At 52.9% G+C, this 16,923-nt stretch carries 15 protein-coding genes; 12 read left to right on the top strand and 3 right to left on the bottom strand.

Going from position 1 to position 16,923, the window contains the following annotated elements; translation table 11 throughout:
* The first annotated feature begins 19 nt into the window (after positions 1 to 19).
* From BLQ82_RS05935 to BLQ82_RS05890, 9 genes are all read left to right on the top strand, one after another.
* Positions 20 to 796, top strand: coding sequence for an ABC transporter permease (locus tag BLQ82_RS05935; protein WP_062524935.1), 777 nt, complete (start codon positions 20 to 22; stop codon positions 794 to 796).
* A 99-nt stretch (positions 797 to 895) separates the two neighbouring features.
* A complete protein-coding gene (locus tag BLQ82_RS05930) occupies positions 896 to 1,333 on the top strand; it encodes a MarR family winged helix-turn-helix transcriptional regulator (protein WP_062524938.1) in 438 nt (145 codons plus the stop codon).
* Positions 1,334 to 1,404: 71 nt separating this feature from the next.
* Complete coding sequence (locus BLQ82_RS05925; protein ID WP_062524940.1) at positions 1,405 to 2,523, top strand: alpha/beta hydrolase family protein; 1,119 nt, start codon at positions 1,405 to 1,407, stop codon at positions 2,521 to 2,523.
* 240 nt (positions 2,524 to 2,763) lie between these two features.
* Positions 2,764 to 3,876 carry an ABC transporter substrate-binding protein gene (locus BLQ82_RS05920; RefSeq protein WP_062524942.1) on the top strand — a complete coding sequence of 371 codons (1,113 nt, stop codon included), beginning with the start codon at positions 2,764 to 2,766 and terminating at the stop codon, positions 3,874 to 3,876.
* 98 nt (positions 3,877 to 3,974) lie between these two features.
* Positions 3,975 to 4,898 (top strand): ABC transporter permease, encoded by a 924-nt coding sequence (locus BLQ82_RS05915; RefSeq protein ID WP_062524944.1) that lies wholly within the window; start codon positions 3,975 to 3,977, stop codon positions 4,896 to 4,898.
* On the top strand, positions 4,895 to 5,695 hold the full coding sequence (locus tag BLQ82_RS05910; protein WP_062524945.1) for an ABC transporter permease: 801 nt from the start codon (positions 4,895 to 4,897) through the stop codon (positions 5,693 to 5,695). The genes BLQ82_RS05915 and BLQ82_RS05910 overlap by 4 nt, the downstream gene beginning before the upstream one ends.
* 100 nt (positions 5,696 to 5,795) lie before the next feature.
* The gene (locus BLQ82_RS05905) at positions 5,796 to 6,839 is read left to right on the top strand and encodes an ABC transporter ATP-binding protein (RefSeq protein ID WP_062524947.1); all 1,044 of its coding nucleotides are present in this window, start codon (positions 5,796 to 5,798) and stop codon (positions 6,837 to 6,839) included.
* A 224-nt stretch (positions 6,840 to 7,063) separates the two neighbouring features.
* The gene (locus tag BLQ82_RS05900; protein ID WP_062524949.1) at positions 7,064 to 7,945 is read left to right on the top strand and encodes an alkaline phosphatase family protein; all 882 of its coding nucleotides are present in this window, start codon (positions 7,064 to 7,066) and stop codon (positions 7,943 to 7,945) included.
* 851 nt (positions 7,946 to 8,796) lie between these two features.
* Positions 8,797 to 9,033, top strand: a complete 237-nt coding sequence (locus tag BLQ82_RS05890; RefSeq protein ID WP_062524953.1) for a DUF6953 family protein — start codon at positions 8,797 to 8,799, stop codon at positions 9,031 to 9,033.
* Positions 9,034 to 9,724: 691 nt separating this feature from the next.
* On the opposite strand, the gene BLQ82_RS05885 is transcribed toward BLQ82_RS05890, so the two are convergent.
* Positions 9,725 to 12,052: a UvrD-helicase domain-containing protein gene (locus BLQ82_RS05885; protein ID WP_074647917.1), complete on the bottom strand. Its 2,328-nt coding sequence runs from the start codon at positions 12,050 to 12,052 to the stop codon at positions 9,725 to 9,727.
* A gap of 199 nt (positions 12,053 to 12,251) precedes the next feature.
* On the opposite strand from BLQ82_RS05885, the gene BLQ82_RS05880 reads away from it, so the two are divergent.
* Positions 12,252 to 12,737 (top strand): hypothetical protein, encoded by a 486-nt coding sequence (locus tag BLQ82_RS05880; RefSeq protein WP_062524957.1) that lies wholly within the window; start codon positions 12,252 to 12,254, stop codon positions 12,735 to 12,737.
* A gap of 29 nt (positions 12,738 to 12,766) precedes the next feature.
* Here the strand turns inward: BLQ82_RS05880 and BLQ82_RS05875 are convergent, their stop codons facing one another.
* On the bottom strand, positions 12,767 to 13,216 hold the full coding sequence (locus BLQ82_RS05875; protein ID WP_074647967.1) for an Imm30 family immunity protein: 450 nt from the start codon (positions 13,214 to 13,216) through the stop codon (positions 12,767 to 12,769).
* A 749-nt stretch (positions 13,217 to 13,965) separates the two neighbouring features.
* Between BLQ82_RS05875 and BLQ82_RS05870 the strand changes: the two genes are divergently transcribed.
* Positions 13,966 to 14,133, top strand: coding sequence for an aspartyl-phosphate phosphatase Spo0E family protein (locus BLQ82_RS05870; protein WP_074647913.1), 168 nt, complete (start codon positions 13,966 to 13,968; stop codon positions 14,131 to 14,133).
* A gap of 164 nt (positions 14,134 to 14,297) precedes the next feature.
* Here the strand turns inward: BLQ82_RS05870 and BLQ82_RS05865 are convergent, their stop codons facing one another.
* A complete protein-coding gene (locus BLQ82_RS05865; RefSeq protein ID WP_062524959.1) occupies positions 14,298 to 15,170 on the bottom strand; it encodes a Cof-type HAD-IIB family hydrolase in 873 nt (290 codons plus the stop codon).
* Between the two features lie 267 nt (positions 15,171 to 15,437).
* Here BLQ82_RS05865 and BLQ82_RS05860 point away from each other — a divergent pair, with 267 nt between their 5' ends.
* Positions 15,438 to 16,679: a DUF445 domain-containing protein gene (locus tag BLQ82_RS05860; protein ID WP_062524962.1), complete on the top strand. Its 1,242-nt coding sequence runs from the start codon at positions 15,438 to 15,440 to the stop codon at positions 16,677 to 16,679.
* Positions 16,680 to 16,923: the final 244 nt, after the last annotated feature.

Below are 16,923 nucleotides of genomic sequence, written 5' to 3'. Positions count from 1 at the left end.
GAACGGGGTGTGACCATTAATGAAATGGGTAGAGAAAAAATGGGTATCCGTCTCCCTGCTGTGGCTTGCCGCATTCTGCATCTGGCAGCTTGGCGCTCTATTGTATGGCCCAGATGTCATTCCCGGGCCGTGGGCCACGCTAAAGGGAGGACGGGAGCTGATTGAAGACGGCACTTTGATACAGTATATCGGCATCAGCTTTTACCGCGTGTTTGTCGGCTGGGTGCTAGGCAGCCTGCTGGCTGTTCCGGCGGGGCTGATTATCGGAAAGGTGAACGCCATCCGCATTTTTGCCGAGCCGTTTCTGAATTTCATTCGCTTCATTCCGCCGATTGCCTTCATTACGCTGTTCCTGGTCTGGTTCGGCATCGGGGAGCAGTCGAAGATCGCGCTGATTATGTATGCGACCTTCTTTATCGTCGTACTGAACACTTTAACGGGTGTAATGTCGGTGGAGGAGGATAAGATCCGTTCGGCCCGAAGCATGGGGGCAAATGAGTGGCAGATTCTGCTGCATGTGATTGTTCCAGCTACGATTCCTTATATCTTCACGGGTGTGCGGCTGGCAATGGGTACTTCCTATATGGCCATTATCGGCGCGGAAATGATTGCCTCGAACGAAGGCGTAGGCTATCTGATCTGGAATTCACGGCTGTTCTTCCGCACAGACTGGATTTTTGTCGGGCTGTTCTGCCTGGGGTTCATGGGTTTTGCGACAGACCGGCTGTTCGGCTGGTTTGGCCGGAAGGCACTCTATCGCTACGGCGTGGTGAGTGTGGCGGCGCGGAGAAGATAAAGCGGGTAATAATCCTGCCATCTGCAGCAAAGGTCCTTGACAAATAAAGGTTGTTACAGCTACTATAGCTGTAGCAACTTGTTGAGGACGGGTGAGGATATGCCTAACGGATTTGATTATACAGAACTGATTGGATTCCAGATTATTAAGGGCGAGGTGCTGGTTAAGCGCAGGATGTTGGCCATTTTTATGGAAAAGGGCTACGATCTGACCTTCGAGCAATGGACAGTGCTGAATGTGCTGTATGCGGAGCCTGGAATCATTCAGAGCGAGATTGCCGCCAGAACCTTCAAAGACAAGACGAATGTTACGCGTATCCTGGATGTGCTTGCCAAGAAGGGATATGTGGCCCGCGAAGCGCACGGCAAGGACCGCCGGAGTTTTCAGATTTATCTGACGGCAGCGGGACAAGAAATGTTCGCTGATCTTATCCCCCATGTGCAGCAGTTAAATGAACAATTTAAGCAAGACATTCCGGATGAGGAAATGGCACAGTTCATTCATACCTTGGAGAAAATCTGCCGGAACGCGCAATAAATTTTTTTTGTCCAAATGGTTGTTATAGCTATTATATATATAACTACAACCTGCGAAAGGATTGGTCGATCATGACGGAACTGACGGTGAAGGAAAGATTTGCATTCCGGTTTATTTTTAATGAAAAGAGAGTGTATCAGCGCTGGTATGGCCGGTTTCTATTGTTTGGGACGGATTATGGAAGACTCAGAAGAGTAGTGGCGAGGATCGGTGATTGGCGTAAGTGGTGTGAGGTTTGGACAGCGGAGGGAGATGAGGTGTACCGCACAGCAGAAAGGGCGCTCGCGCAAGGCAGCCAGGGTAAAGCCAGAGCCTTGTTCCATGAAGCGGTGGCCTGCTACCATGCGGGTCAGCATATCTTTTTTATCGACAGCCGGCAGAAAGAAGCCACACAGGAAAAAGCAAGGGAAAGCTATACCCGGGCGCTCTCGTTGTATAACGAAACGGAGAAGCCTGTCCGGGTGGATATTCCGTATCGCGGAGTCTCCATCCCGGGCTATTTGCGAAAAGCGGATACGGAAGGCAGACCCCTGATTATTTTCGTGAATGGCATGGATAACATCAAGGAAGCGGAAGGGCATCATTTCGGCTCGGTGTTTAACCGGCAGGGCTTTAACTTTTTTACGTTTGACGGACCGGGCCAGGGGGAGATGTGGAGTTCGCTGAAATTCGATGCCCGGGATTACCATACGGCGGTGTCGGCAGTCATCGACTGGTTCGAACAGCAGCCGCCGTGCGGGATCGACCTCGGAAGAATCGGACTCGTCGGCTTCAGCCTGGGTGGATATCTGGCGCCTGAGGCCGCAGCCCGCGATTCCCGGGTAAAATGTACGGCAGGCAACAGCGGTTTGGTCTATATCGGCGGCATCCGGGGGCTGAAGCAGCTCAATCCGATCTGGCAGAGGGGAGTTACTTATATAACGGGCTGTGAAACGCTGGAAGAGGCGCTCCCGCAGTTCAATTATGATATTGAAGACGCTCCGGCCCTGCGCTCGCCGCTGCTCTTTTTTCATGCGGGCCGTGATGAGGTGATGCCTTCACCCAAAAGGCATGCGGATAAAATGGTGAGCTGGGCCAAAGGGGAAACAACGCTGAAATATATGGAGGATGCGGAGCACTGCACGATGAATTATCTGGATGAAGTTTTTCCTGAAATCCTGGACTGGTTCATGAGGGAGCTGCGCATGTAACCTGGACAGGTAAGCTCAATATAAAGATGCACAGCAACTGCCCGGCGTCCGGGCGGTTGTTTTTTTACATATCTGAACCAGCTTCCATATAAAGGCTCCACTTTGTGGGGGTATTTTACAAATGTTACTATCGCACTTAATGCCTGGCGAACAGTGGCCCCATATACTTCAGTTGGGCAGCGAACCAGCTTGGATCAGAGATGAAGCCCGCAAATCAGAAATAGGAGTGATGGGGAAATCATGAAAAAGAGATTCACGCAATTCTTGTCCATGGGTCTGCTGTTGTCCTTGCTCGTCCTGTTGCTTACCGCTTGTGCCGACTCCGAAGCCAAAGCTGATGAAGGGAACGGCAATGCCCCGGCCAAGGAGCTGAACTTAAGCGAAATCGAAGCGGAAGCTACCAAAGAAGGCGCTGTGGTCAGTGTAGGCATGCCGGATTCCTGGGCCAACTGGAAGGATACCTGGAATGATATTACCAGCAAGTATGAAATTACACATACCGATACTGATATGTCGAGCGCGGAGGAAATCGCCAAGTTCGAAGCGGAAAAGGATAAGCCGACAGCCGATATCGGCGATGTGGGCATCGCCTTCGGTCCGGTTGCAGTAGATAAAGGCGTAACCCTGCCCTATAAAACCTCCTACTGGGACGAAATTCCCGCTTGGGCCAAAGATAAGGACGGCCACTGGGTCGTTGGCTATCAAGGCAGTATCGCGTTCCTGACCAATACTAAGCTGGTCGCAGATCCGCCCAAAAGCTGGGAGGACCTCAAGAACGGCAGCTATAAAATCATCGTGGGCGATGTGACCAAAGCGGCCCAGTCCCAGATGGCTATCCTGGCCGCAGCGATTGCCTTTGGCGGGGATGAGTCGAACATTGAGCCGGGGATTGCTTTTTTTGAGGATTTGGCCAAAAAAGGCCGGCTTTCGAACGCCGAGGCTTCGCTTGCGAACATCGAGAAGGGCGAAGTGGAAGTCACGCTGCTGTGGGATTTCAACGCGCTGAACTATAAGGACCAGATCGACAAGAATGGGTTTGACGTAGCAATTCCGCAGGAAGGCAGTGTCGTCAGCGGCTATGCGACCGTCATCAACAAATGGGCGCCGCATCCCAATGCGGCCAAGCTGACGCGTGAGTATATTCTCAGTGACGAAGGGCAGATCAACCTGGCAAAAGGTTACGCCCGTCCGATCCGTGACAGCGTGAAGCTGCCGGAGGATGTGGCCGCGAAACTTCTGCCTCAAGAGGAATACGCCAATGTGAAGCCGGTTGGCGATTACAAAGTGTGGGAAGAAACCGCGAAGAGCCTTCCGCAGCTGTGGCAGGAGCGCGTGCTTGTGCATTTGAACTAACCGTTTCTGGAAGCGGGTTTGATATAAGAGATGAAGGGGCGCCTTTGCTGTAGCCAAAAGGCGCCCGCTTGCTATTCCATACGAGAGGAGCATGCAGGATGAAACAGAGAGAACGCGGCCTGATCCTGGCCCTGGCTCCATTCGTGCTGATGGTGCTGGCGTTTCAGGTAGTGCCCGTCTTTTCCATGCTGACGGGCAGCTTCCGCGATGCGGACGGGGCGGGCTTCACACTGGGCAACTATCAGCATGCCCTGAGCAGTGCCTATTATCAGCAGGCGATCAAGAACAGCCTGCTGATATCCGCTCTGTCCAGCCTGATCGGGCTGGCTGTAGGGCTTGTGTGCGCGTACTGCATCACGCGCTTTGCCCCTGCGGTGCGGGACCGGCTGCTGATGCTGTCCAATATGACCTCGAACTTTGCCGGCGTCCCGCTGGCCTTTGCCTATATCATTCTGCTGGGCAACAATGGCGTGTTCACGCTGCTGTTCAAGCAGTGGGGCTGGAACGTGTTTGACGGATTCAATCTGTACAGCTGGTCCGGGCTGATTCTGGTCTATGTCTACTTTCAGATCCCGCTGGCTTTATTGCTGCTGTATCCGGCGTTCTACGGCATCAGGGAGCAGTGGAAGGAGGCGGCAGCTCTACTGGGAGCAGGGACCTGGCAGTTCTGGCGAACAGTCGGGCTGCCCATGCTCTCCCCGGCGATCTTCGGCACGCTCGGCATTCTCTTCGCCAATGCCATGGGGGCCTATGCCACCGCCTATGCGCTGGTTGGCGGCAACTATAATCTGCTGGCCGTCCGCATCGGCTCGCTGGTCGCCGGTGATGTGGTGACCCAGCCGCAGATGGGCAGCACCCTGGCGGTTCTGCTGGCGCTGAGCACGCTGCTGGCAGTGTTCCTGAATCAGCGGATGGTGCGGCGGATGGAAGGGTTCGGCGGCAGAAGCCCGGCCGGGCGGGAGCGCAGCAGCGGTTTATTCCGGCGGCGCTGGCCCGCTGTCCGGGAGGAGGCAGGACAATGAATACGCGTAAGGCGGGGATCGCCCCGCGTACCTTCATGCTCCTGCTCATGGTCTATTTGCTGCTGCCGCTACTGGCAACGGGGCTGTACGCTTTTGCCCAGGATTGGCAGAATACGCTGCTCCCCCGCAGTTGGACATTAGGCTGGTTCCGCGACATGTTCCAGGATATCCGTTTTCTGGAGGCGCTGTGGACCTCACTGTATCTGTGTGTAATCAGCGTGCTGCTCAGTCTCGCCGTGATGCTGCCGGCAGTTTTTGTGATTACCGTGTATTTCCCGCGCTGGGAGAGCTTCATGAAGGGGGTTGTCGTTCTGCCTTATGCGGTGCCGGGGGTGGTGGCGGCAGTGGGCCTCATCCGCGCTTATTCCTCCGGCCCCTTTGACATTTCCGGGACCGCCTATTTGCTGGTCGGGGCCTATTTTGTGGTCATTCTGCCTTATATGTATCAGGGCATCCGCAACAGTCTGCTCAGCGTATCCGCTGTAGAGCTGCTGAACGCCGCCGAGCTGCTCGGGGCCAGAAGACGGTCCGCTTTTGTAAATGTGATTCTGCCGAATATCTGGCCGGGGGTTATGGTCTCTGCGCTGCTGTCCTTCTCCGTGCTGTTTGGGGAGTTCGTGCTGACGAACATGCTGGTCGGGGGGCACATCCAGACGATCCAGGTGTATTTGTTCCGGCGGGTCGGGGAAAGCGGACATTTGGCCAGTGCGATAGCGATCTCCTATTTTGTATTTATTCTGCTGCTGTCGGCGGTGCTGATGAAGCTGGGGATGAAGATTAAAGGACAGGCGAAGTAAGGCTTCTTATAAGATGAACTTTAAAAATGAATAAAAAGGTAAGTTGCGGAGACCTAATATGAAGATCAAAAGTTCAATTTATATAAGGGGGGGTACGGAAATGAATGATTATCTCAAGCTGCAAGGCATCCGCAAAAGGTTTGGCGATGCCCCGGTGCTGGCTGGCGTCGATCTAAATATTGGCGAAGGGGAGCTTGTTACGCTGCTGGGCCCTTCAGGCTGCGGCAAAAGCACGCTCCTGCGCTGTATTGCCGGACTGACCGAGCTGGACAGCGGCAGCATTCTGCTCGCAGGCAAGGAGCTGACGAAGCTGCCGCCGCGCAGCAGGGATGTGGGCATGGTGTTCCAATCCTATGCACTGTTCCCCAATCTGACGGTTAGTCAGAATGTGGAATACGGGATGCGTATGCGCGGGGTTGCTCCGGCTGCCCGGCGCAGCCGGTGCGAAGAGCTGCTGGCGCTGGTCGATCTCGAAGACAAGCGCGATGTCTATCCGCAGTCGCTGTCCGGCGGACAGCAGCAGCGGGTGGCGCTGGCCCGCTCGCTGGCCGTCCAGCCCAAGCTGCTGCTGCTGGACGAACCGCTCAGCGCGCTCGACGCCAAAATCCGCAAGAATCTGCGCGCGGAAATCCGCGATATCCAGCGGCGGCTCGGCATGACGACGCTGTTCGTCACCCACGACCAGGAGGAAGCGCTGATTCTCTCGGACCGGATCTGTATCATGAACCAGGGGCGGATGGTTCAGGAAGGCTCTCCGGAGCAGCTCTATACTGCGCCGCGCACGGAATTCGCTGCCCGGTTCATGGGCAGCTACAACGTCTTCAACCGGGCGGAGGCGCTCAAGCTGTTCCGCAGAATTGACAGCCGCGCCGACCGTTTCGCCATCCGCCCCGAGGCGGTGACACTGCTTGCCGAAGGCGAAGCGATCCAGGATGATGCGGATGGCATGATGGATGTGCACGGACAGGTCCAGGCCGTGTCGATTCTGGGCAATATCATCCGCGCTGCTGTCGTGGCTGAAGGCGTTCATCTTACGGTAGACCTGCTGAATGACGGCCGCTGGCTGCGGGTGCGGGAAGGGGATCGTGTGACCCTGCTGCTTGATCCTGCCCAGCTGCTGCATCTGGAGCAGGAAGGGGCATAGATATGGCATAAATAGCAGTGAGAGTAGCTGGGGGAATTAGCCATTGAAGGGCAGCTTGTGCGTCAAGGCAGGCTAAGAGTGGAGCAAATCGTGAATCCAGTCCATTTCAATTTGTGTACAGGAGCAACTCACGGGTAGTGGTTGTGTAATGAGAGGTCCAGGGCAAAAGCCACTGCAAGCGCATAGTCATAGCGAACTAAGATGTTAAGGAGGCGGAGATACTCATGACGGAAACAGCAAGCAAGCTTATAGTGGTTGTGCTCGACGGGCTGCGCTATGATGCTGCCCGCAAATATCTGGGGTACATGGAGCATCTGGTGGAGCAGGGACAGCTGTCGTGCTACAAGGTGCAGTCAGAGCTGCCAAGTCTGTCACGTCCTCTCTATGAGGTGCTGCTGACCGGCACACCGGTATCGAGAAATGGAATTACCGCCAATCATATAGCCAGACTGAGCCGTGAGCAAAGTGTGTTCCATCTTGCCGTTGCCGCCAATCTGCGTACGGCGGCTGCCGCATATCACTGGGTCAGCGAGCTGTACAGCTCGGTCCCCTTTAATCCGGTCTCCGACAGGCATCAGCATAATGTGCTGAAGCCGATTCAGCACGGCAGCTTTTATTTCGAGGATCATTACCCGGACAGCCATGTATTCGCAGATGCTGAATATTTGCGGGCGGCCTACGACCCGCATTTCCTGTATATTCATACAATGAATATCGACGATGCCGGGCATCGCTATGGAGGGGAAAGCAAGGAGTATGAGCTGGCGGTCCGCCGGGTAGACGGATTGCTCGCTACGCTGCTTCCGCAGTGGATGGAGCAGGGCTATACGGTGCTGGTTACTGCTGATCATGGGATGAATGTGAACGGCTGCCACGGCGGGGTCACTCCGGCGGAGCGGCATGTGCCTTTATATGCTTTTGGTGAAAAGGTACTTTCACCGGAACAAGAAATCCAGGCGCTGCCCCAGCTGCGGCTTGCTCCGTTAATGTGCCATTGCCTTGGCATTCAGCCTTCAGCGGCGATGACTACGGAGGGGTTGCCGCCGATGGTACCGCCAGCCCCTCAGCCGCAGGAAGAAGTAACAGCACTGCAGCAGCTGCGGTGATGCCTGCGGATTATGCGACGAGGCTGCGGCTGGCAGAGCGTTCAACCTTAGATTTTCAGGAAGAAAACCTTAGGTGAATGAGCATGGAACAGCTGTCAAAGCCATAAGATTAGCTCTGACGCTATACTTAACAGTCACTGGCCCGCTTTTCTATCGGGAAACTCCATTCAATTGCACTTTGTACAGCAGATGTCCAAAAAAAACGCCCCAAAACGGATTCTATTGTACTTTGTACATTAGAAATCAAGGATTCAGGTAAAATTCAGCGGATTATAGAAATTCTGCTGTATGAAGTGCATTAGAATGATAATTTGTATCTGTGGGACGGCATTCTGTTGCACAAAATACACTCGTACATCTATATGAACTGAACTGGAGAACTTGAAAAGCTTGGGGAACGCAATGAAGCTCATCAGGAACTAAAGCTAAGTGGAAAAAAGTAAAACTAATGCACCGAAAATCCCGGCTACAGCAGGTTTTAGTTGGATTTTGTACACCTAATTGGTGCATATTCGTCCCATACGGCCACTTTTAGCCGAATTAGTGATACTTTTTCCCACATAGGAACTTCCATAGGCCAAACGAGATCAATTATGAACCTTTTCCCGCTAGGGGTGACTGCATGGTTCATAAAGTTTTTTAGTTCTATCAATATAGTCCCACCGTCCAGTCCAGTCATCCAACCCATCACCCACCACCATCCAACCCATCATCTAATCCCTTACGCTAGCGTCTTCTGCGTGTCCCCTCCCGCACCAAACGGCCCCGTCCGGTGAACCTCCCGACTAGCCATATTCATGCTATAATGGGGAAGCATTTTAGAGGGATTTACAGGAAGGAGCAGTACCTGGATGGAAGCAACCGCACAAGAGGTAGCGGAATGGATGGTCAAGGAGATCCGTTTTACGGGAACCTTGTACCAAACCGCAGCGATAGAATATGTGAAGGCCAATTTTGGCGAGCAGTTTGTATATGTGAATGAGAACGGGAACGCCTCCTTGTCCAAGGATGTGAAGAAGGCTTTCCGCAAGCTGCATGGCGGGAGAATCGCCTGGGACCGCGATGGTTTCCTGTGGGCCTGGACCTGAATAAAAGGCCCGTATAGTAGGTATTGTCCGGTGCCGGATCAGTACCCTGTGCAATTTCTATTTAATACAAAAATGACCGTTACTATAATAGTGACGGTCATTTTTGTTCTCTTTTATAGAAACTCTTTATTATGGTTAAAATCCTATAACCCCGGGGATTAAGCAGGCGCGAATTCAGCGGATTCAGCCGATTCAGCGAATTCACTCAAACCGGTAGAAATCAGCCAGAAGCGATAGCCTGTTTCCAGCTAACGCTTGCGAAGAAGCAGGTGAACAGTATTAGTTGGAAAAAAGGAACTTATTTCTCTTGAAAATCAATATATATGAGATTTAAGTGGAAAAAGGGAACTTAGATGGGCTATATTTCCTAGTCAGGGGCGAAATGAGCTGAATTAGTTACCCTTTTTCCACTTAACCTGCGGAGAATGGGGTACTCGGGCAAATTAGTTGCCCTTTTTCCACTTGAGATTACTAAAGGACTCATAAAGGGTTCTCCGAGCCACGCTAAACTGTGCGGAGGGAAGCGGGCAGGGAGGCCGTATTTTACGAAAAGGTCTGCTTTTCCGGTTGTTTCGGACTCAGTAGCCGTTATATCGTTCCTTCAGGTCCAGAAGGCCTCTTCAATGACGTGTCCATTGAGAGTAACTGTCTCATCCCATCCGGTGTCCCTCCGCGCTTACCTCCGGCAAGATCACACCGGGACCTCCCTCATGCTCTTCTCCATCGGAGAGCTGCAGAGCGGGCAGGGCTTGGAGGACAGGTGATCCTCGGCTCCGCCTGCCTTCATGCGCGTCCAGCCCGGACAGCTGCTGCCGGTGCACTTCCAGACGGGGACAGTGTGCGTTCTTCCCCCGGAGGACCTGGCGGAAGTGTGCCGCACTGCTGCCGGGGTTCTGTTAGCAGCTGCCGGAGCCGGAGCAGCCGGTACCGCAGAACGGAAGGCGGACAGCATAAATCTGGAGACTTCTGCCTTTTTGCCCCGGTGCCGTGCCGGGGAGCTGATGAACAGCTCTTCGCGGGCTCTGGTCACGGCCACATAAGCCAGCCTCCGCTCCTCTTCAAGTGCAGCGGGGCCAGCGGTATTGCCTACAATGACCTTGCTGTCCCGTGCACCTGGCGGAGGGGATGTCTTCCGGTCCTTCAGCCGCTCGCCTTCCAGTGCGGAGCTGTGGGGAAGGATGCCTTCTGACGCCCCGATCAGAAAAACAACCGGGAACTCCAGCCCCTTCGACTTATGAATTGTCATCAGGGCAACCCGGTTCCCCTGTTCTTTTAGTCCCGGCTGGCGGCTCAGCTCATTGCGTTCGGTCACATTACCGATGAACTCCAGAAACACCGGGAGGCTGTCGAACCGTTCTGCCGAGGCTTCCAGCTCATCAAGCATTTCTTTCAGCATTTCCCGGTGGAGCGTGGCCTGATGCCGATCATTGGCCTCGATGAAATAGTCATAGAAGCTTGAGCGGATCTGGCGGATCGCCTGCACCGGTGTCAGCCGGATCAGGCCCCGGATCAGCTCCAGGCGTTCACGCAATTTCCCGCTTTTGAAGTCCTCCATACCCGGCAGGGACAGCAGGTGGATCAGCGGGCCCTGCTTAGGCTGAACGGCCTCCATCCGGCGGATGTGGTTCATGCCCTTTTCCCGGTTCAGATACAGGGTCGGCAGGATATTCTCCATTGCCGCGAAATTTCGCCGGTTCAGCGACAAACGCAGATGATCCAATACCGGAGAGATCAGCCAATGCTCGTAGAGCAGTTGGCCTTCTCCGTAATCGACGTAGGGGACATCGCGGAGGAGCAGCCGCTCCAGCAGAGCCCGGTTGCTGCTGGAAGCACGGTAGAGCAGAGCGAAATCGCTGTATGCTCTAGCCCCGCTGGCTACCTCGTTCAATATATGCTCCACGATTTGCTCGGCTTCCTCGTCCGCTGTCTGCGGGCGCAGGTACCGGGGCTGGCGGCCGCTGCCTTGGGCCGCTTGCAGCGTTTTGGGCCGCCTCCGCATATTGTGGCGGATAATGCCATTGCCAAGGCCGACAATCGCGGGGCCGGAACGGTAATTGATATCAAGCGTGATGACCCGTGCGCCCGGATACAGCTTCTCGAACTCCAGAATGAACTCGCTGCGGGCTCCGTTGAAGGAGTAGATCGTCTGGTCATCGTCCCCGACCACCATCAGATTATGCTGCGGGTGGGCGATCATTTTGACAAGCTCATACTGCAGCGCATTGGTATCCTGAAACTCATCGACCATTACGTACAGAAACCTCATCTGCAGCTCCAGCAAAAGCGCAGGCTTCTCCCGGAGCATGCGGTAGGCGATCAGCAGCACATCGTCGAAGTCGATTTTGAAATTGTCGGTCTTCCATTGTTCATACAGCAGCAGGACCGCTTTCATTTCCTTCTCGGCGGTTGAGGTTTCCGGCAGCTTCTCCGGCTCGCCCAGATTCATCTTGCAGGTGGAGAGCAGAGCGAGCAGGGTTTCCGGCGGATAGGCATCCTTAGGCAGACCCAGCTCGCGCATGATTTGCTTCAGCAGAATGTGCTGGCGGCGCGTCTCATTGAAGATTTCCTGCTGAAGACCCTGACGGCGCAGGAAATAGAGAAAAAAAGAATGGAACGTACGCGCCTGCAGGCGCGCGGCATCGCTCTCGCGGACGCCTGGCAGCAGGGCAATCCGTTCACGCATTTCCGCCGCCGCTTTGTTGGAGAATGTCAGCAGCAGCAGCTGGCTTGGGGAGATGCCCCGTACCGACAGCAAATACCCGGTTCTGCAGATCAGTACCGAGGTTTTGCCGGAGCCAGCCCCGGCCAGCGTCAGCAGCGGGCCCAGATGATGCCGCACCGCCGCGATTTGCGGGGAGTTGAGCAGAATTCCGCCCTCCTCCAGCCTGCGGAAGTAAGCGGCATCGGAGTCCCCGGGCTTCACCATCTCCCGGCTTGTCCGGGCAGAGGCGGTCTTCGCCTGCGGAATGCGTTCGCCGCTAGCCCCGAGCGGTATATTGTGAAATAAAAGCTTGTTCATTGGACAGATTCACCTTCGTTTGTTTCATTGCGGGTTAAATTAAATTTTAGCCGATCTATACTATACCATCCCGCCCGCGCCGCTGTCCCGTAATCAAAATAATACTGCTCATTTTTTTGGTGTCACACTCCTGGGTGTATGAATATTCTGACTATTATACGTATGTACTGAAATTCATTCCCGGAAAGGTGTGATTGTGATGAAGCCTATTGCCCGGACAAGAAAGCTGGCAGTACAAAGGAACCGTTCCGTTCCCCGCACAGGTTCGCCCAGAACACTGCTCTACCGTAACTCCAAGTATGGCTTCAGCATCAGGCTCCCCCGCAGATGGAAATGCTACACAGTGGTTAGAAGAAGCTCCCGGCTGGACGATGCGGAGTACGCTGTGTATTTCCTTTTTAAATACAAAGGGAAGATTTATGAATCGGCGCTCACTCTGCTGGTGTACCGGATGACGCTGAAGAAGTGGATTGAAGAGGGCTATGATGAGTCCCCAATCATCCGGCTGGCTGTGCGTAATGGGCGGATTTATGCCTATGCGCTTCCCAGTGAGCTGCCTGAAGAGTTCCTGAACGCCAAAGGCGATGACTATGATTACAAAAGATATGGCAGACCCATCCGCATCCTGTCCAGCATGGTGAATGACGATGTGCCAAAAATCGTAAAAACCTTCAAGCTCCGCTGACTTGTTCCCCCCAGGCTGGAGAGCGGTCTTCATTTCAATTGTCCAAGGATAGCATTGACCTTGCGCTCGTATAGCCTTGGGTTGTCCTCTTTGATTTCCTCCAGCAGAAAAGCCAGCGATCTCTTGATCCTTGGCGTCATGCCGGCAGCGATATCGGCGTACTCTCTGCGGCAGAGGTCATCCTCAAGGATTCTCTGGTTCAGCACAATGGCCCAGTTGCGTGCATTCTCCAGCATGTCCGGCAGCGACTCCAGCAACTGGGTAAGGTACATCTCCATCTGGTAGCTTTCCACGAAATGGACAAGTCCGAACATAACGTCCTCCTGCTCGGTATCGTCGTCAAAAACGTTGAAGATTTGGTGGATCACCGCATCCTCCGTGTCTCCGGCCAACCCCTCCAGCGCCAGATCAAAAGCCTCGCATTCCAGCTCCGTCCGCAGCAGACGGTTATGATATAACTGGGCAATCCCGGGATACATATTCAACTTGTGATTCCCCCTATGTTGGTCTGGTTTACAATCCGGTAATGTACCAACATTTTAACATACTATTGTTTGACCCCCGGCAGAGTCGCCAGAGTGTTCGAAAAGTCGCGGTAGTGAGTATTGACCGCTGTTATATTTTGTATAATAATAGGGTTATTATTCTAGTTATTGGTTTTAATTGTGAAAGGTGGTCGCAAAATGGAGCCTGCACCCACGATATTGGCGGAGATGGAGGAAGCAACCAACGCGCCCGCTTATCTATTACATTCTATATGCTTCTTTATTGAGGTCATTAGTTTGTGATAAATGTGGGGATTATCAGAAGGCTATATACTATGCTTCATTATACGTGGATATAATTACTTATTGAATTAGCTACATATTACTTGAGACATGAAAGATTTGAGAATGGATTTAATTACTTAATGGGTAGTTTGGAATCATCTGTTAAAATGGGAAACGATTATAATATAGTTAAATGTGTAGTGTTGTTTGAAAAATACCACTCAGAAGCATTGCAGGAACAAACAAGTTTGTACAAAAAGTTATATGACTCATGGTGCTGGGGGCTAAGTAAGGAGTATCCATTTCACGACAATAGGAAGTAGCATATTTAGAAGAACCGGAGTTGATCGGTTCTTTTCTTTTGCCCCTACCATTAGCGGCACTCAGCTGTTTTCACTTTATTCAAATTCCGCATTTTGACAGCTTGTACTAAAATATTACATGAAGGGGGTGGAACTATGCATAACAATGAGAAGATGGTGCTGCTTCATGTAGAAAGCGCCAGGGAGAAGCTATATCAGGCGCTGAAAAAGTATGGTTTTTTGACGCATCCCAAGGTTATTGAACAATCTGTTGCTTTGGATCATCTGCTTAATCAATACAGCTCCCAAAAAACAGTTTGTTGATCTGTATATCAATCTTTTCATAAGGAGGAAGACTGTGTTTATTCCAATTCTCACAGCACTGACTACGACGCAGCAGTGGGTCCTTTTGATCCTGCTGGCGGTGAATATAGGCGCAATTTATTGTTTTATCAAGTTTGGAGCAGGCAGACGTTAGTAGCTTCTCTTCACTGTCCTTCTCTTTTCTCCAAAAGATGCCGCAGACCCTCAGCTACACCATTCTCCGCATGATTCCCCGTTACAAAGTCGGCCGTTTCTTTTAGAATCGGTGCGGCGTTCTCCATGGCAATTCGGTAGCCGGCCATTTCAAACATCGGCAGATCATTATAGCTGTCACCCATAACAGCCACTTGTTCGGCAGGAATGCCGTAATGTGCCGCCAGCATTCCCACACCTGAGCCTTTATTGGCATCCTTGTGGTTAATTTCGATATTGTTTACATGCGAGGCAGTAATAATCAGCCCGGGAATTGCCGCGAACCGTGTGGAGGCTTCCTTCAGCAGCTCCCGGTTCAGCGAGAAAGCCAGCGTTTTATAGATTACATACTCGTCTTTGCTCCAAATCTCCTCCATGCTCTCTACATAGGTGACAGAAGCTTGCTGGAACTGCTCAGCGATCATAGCTTTTAGCAGCCAGCGGAGCTCCCCGGGAACATCCTCATCGTTAAGCTCGGACAGCTTCTCCAGCCGCACCCGCTTGTCGAGCTCCACATATACGTTATCTTCAGTGTACACCTCGTAATACAGTTCAGGAATTTCGCTCATCCAGCGTAAAGCCGGAATGATATCCTCCTTATTGAGCGGCTTGCTTGCTGCCAGCGTCCGGTCAGGCAGCGTCACTACCGCTCCGTTCAGACTGACCACAGGGCATTCCAGATCCACCAACCGGAGCTGCCGTTCCGCATCCATGTAAGAGCGGCCTGTAGCGATAATCACGATGTGGCCCAGGCTCTGGGCGTGCACAATAGCCTCGCGGTTCTCCGGGCTGATCTTGCCCTCCCCGTTGAGCAGCGTTCCGTCCATATCGAGTGCAATCAGCATGTTGATTTTCTCCTTTTCTTTTCTGGGGCTGTTCTTTTTATGGGCGATGAAATTATTGCTTGTATCTTATCATTAATTCTCTGAAAATTAAAAATCCATTTCCATGAGGGTACTCTGATTTTCCGGCTGCCTGCTGAGCGAGAGGGCGAGGATTTTCAGAAAAGAGTTCCGTCGTGGTACAATATAAGGCGGACCACTTAGTATACATCTAATCATGTCAACAGCATCAGGAAGCCATGCTCACAATACTTTTAGGGGGAACTGTGATTGAAATCCAGAAATTTAGCTACGATTTCGCTGGCGATTATGGCCTGCGGCTTTCTCATTACACTATTTTTGCCGGAAAATCTGGCTGTTGTTCTGCTGAGGGGAGGCTTTGAGGCCGGACTGGTCGGGGGGATTGCGGACTGGTTCGCCGTGACTGCGTTGTTCCGCCACCCGCTGGGTCTGCCGATTCCGCATACCTCCCTGCTCTTGAAGAACCGGGACAAAATTATTCAGTCCCTGATCTCCGCGATGGAGAACGAGCTGCTGAACAAGGCAAGTATTGAAAACAAGCTGCGCAAAATCCGTATAGTGTCGCTGGGCAGCACCATGCTGACACGACTATTTGCCCGCAAAAAAGCGAGAGCCGAAATGCTGGAACAGGTCAGCGCCTTCGTGCAAAAGCTGCCGGTGGAACAGGCGGTACCTTATATCCAGTCAGCTGCAGCCGGCTATATCCGGGAAGCCAAGCTTGGAACGGCTGTGGATACCATCGTCACCAAGCTTATGAATGACGGAAAGGATGTCGCGGCTCTGGATTTCGCGCTCGAAGGGATCTCTGGCTGGGTGGAACGTCCCGAGACCCGGGCTATGCTGGGTAAGATCGCCAGTGAGAAGCTTGCCGAGGTGAAGCTCGGCGGCTTGAAGGGGATGGCTTTTCAGGCTTTTGTCGGTTTTGTGGATGCCGAGATGCTGGGGGGGATGCTGCAAGGCATGGTGCAATCCGGGATCAACGATTTCCGCAGCGAAGACAGCCCTTACCGCGAGGAGATTATCCGGGAAATCCGTGTAGCCATCTTCCAGACAGTGAATGACGAGGCGCGGATCGCTGCCATTAAGGAGTGGGGGCTGAACGAGCTTCAGAGTGAAGCTGCTGCGTCGTTCCTGCGGGAGCAGCTTGAGCATTTCCGGGGCAGGGCGGTTGCCTGGCTTGAAGAAGAGCGGTCTGCGGGCGGACGCAAGCTGTTTGGACTGTATGCCATGCTGGCCCGCCGTATCGGTAAGGAACAGCAGTGGATACAGGAATGGGAAGAACGCATCCGTGCTTCTCTGATCAGCTTCGTCGAAGCCAACCATTACCGGGTGGGGCTTCTGGTCAAGGAGAACCTGGATCTGATGGATGATGCCAGTCTGGTAAATATGCTGGAGGATAAAGTGGGCAAGGATCTGCAGTGGATCCGGGTCAACGGTGCGGTATGCGGTTTTGTCGTAGGTCTGGTGCTTACAGTAATCCAGTTGTTTTGAACATAAAAGCAGCGGCAACCTGGAAACAGCAAGATGCACCTCTGGGGTCAGAGATTCTGAGGCCGGGTTGCTGCTTTGAAGACGGTAAGGATGGAATCGTAAGCAACTGCAGGGAAGCGAAGTGGAATTAGTCCATTTAAATGGACCCGAAAACGTACTTGTAGAGGGGATAGTGGGAAAAAGTAGAGTTAATTTAGGCAAATTTGACGGTAAGGATGATAATTTGCCGAATTGGTGATCCTTT

This window comes from Paenibacillus jilunlii, from assembly GCF_900102965.1.
In the GTDB taxonomy this organism is placed as follows: domain Bacteria; phylum Bacillota; class Bacilli; order Paenibacillales; family Paenibacillaceae; genus Paenibacillus_AQ; species Paenibacillus_AQ jilunlii.
The sequence above is the reverse complement of the archived record's forward strand: the minus strand, read 5'-3'. Positions and strand labels throughout refer to the sequence as shown.

Bases quoted from the DNA above. Each gene is read 5' to 3' on its own strand.
- BLQ82_RS05935 (WP_062524935.1), top strand. From the start codon at position 20: ATGAAATGGGTAGAGAAAAAATGGGTATCCGTCTCCCTGCTGTGGCTT.
- BLQ82_RS05885 (WP_074647917.1), bottom strand. From the start codon at position 12,052: ATGAACAAGCTTTTATTTCACAATATACCGCTCGGGGCTAGCGGCGAA.
- BLQ82_RS05900 (WP_062524949.1), top strand. From the start codon at position 7,064: ATGACGGAAACAGCAAGCAAGCTTATAGTGGTTGTGCTCGACGGGCTG.
- BLQ82_RS05905 (WP_062524947.1), top strand. From the start codon at position 5,796: ATGAATGATTATCTCAAGCTGCAAGGCATCCGCAAAAGGTTTGGCGAT.
- BLQ82_RS05890 (WP_062524953.1), top strand. From the start codon at position 8,797: ATGGAAGCAACCGCACAAGAGGTAGCGGAATGGATGGTCAAGGAGATC.
- BLQ82_RS05920 (WP_062524942.1), top strand. From the start codon at position 2,764: ATGAAAAAGAGATTCACGCAATTCTTGTCCATGGGTCTGCTGTTGTCC.
- BLQ82_RS05925 (WP_062524940.1), top strand. From the start codon at position 1,405: ATGACGGAACTGACGGTGAAGGAAAGATTTGCATTCCGGTTTATTTTT.
- BLQ82_RS05865 (WP_062524959.1), bottom strand. From the start codon at position 15,170: ATGCTGATTGCACTCGATATGGACGGAACGCTGCTCAACGGGGAGGGC.
- BLQ82_RS05930 (WP_062524938.1), top strand. From the start codon at position 896: ATGCCTAACGGATTTGATTATACAGAACTGATTGGATTCCAGATTATT.
- BLQ82_RS05870 (WP_074647913.1), top strand. From the start codon at position 13,966: ATGCATAACAATGAGAAGATGGTGCTGCTTCATGTAGAAAGCGCCAGG.
- BLQ82_RS05880 (WP_062524957.1), top strand. From the start codon at position 12,252: ATGAAGCCTATTGCCCGGACAAGAAAGCTGGCAGTACAAAGGAACCGT.
- BLQ82_RS05915 (WP_062524944.1), top strand. From the start codon at position 3,975: ATGAAACAGAGAGAACGCGGCCTGATCCTGGCCCTGGCTCCATTCGTG.
- BLQ82_RS05910 (WP_062524945.1), top strand. From the start codon at position 4,895: ATGAATACGCGTAAGGCGGGGATCGCCCCGCGTACCTTCATGCTCCTG.
- BLQ82_RS05875 (WP_074647967.1), bottom strand. From the start codon at position 13,216: ATGTATCCCGGGATTGCCCAGTTATATCATAACCGTCTGCTGCGGACG.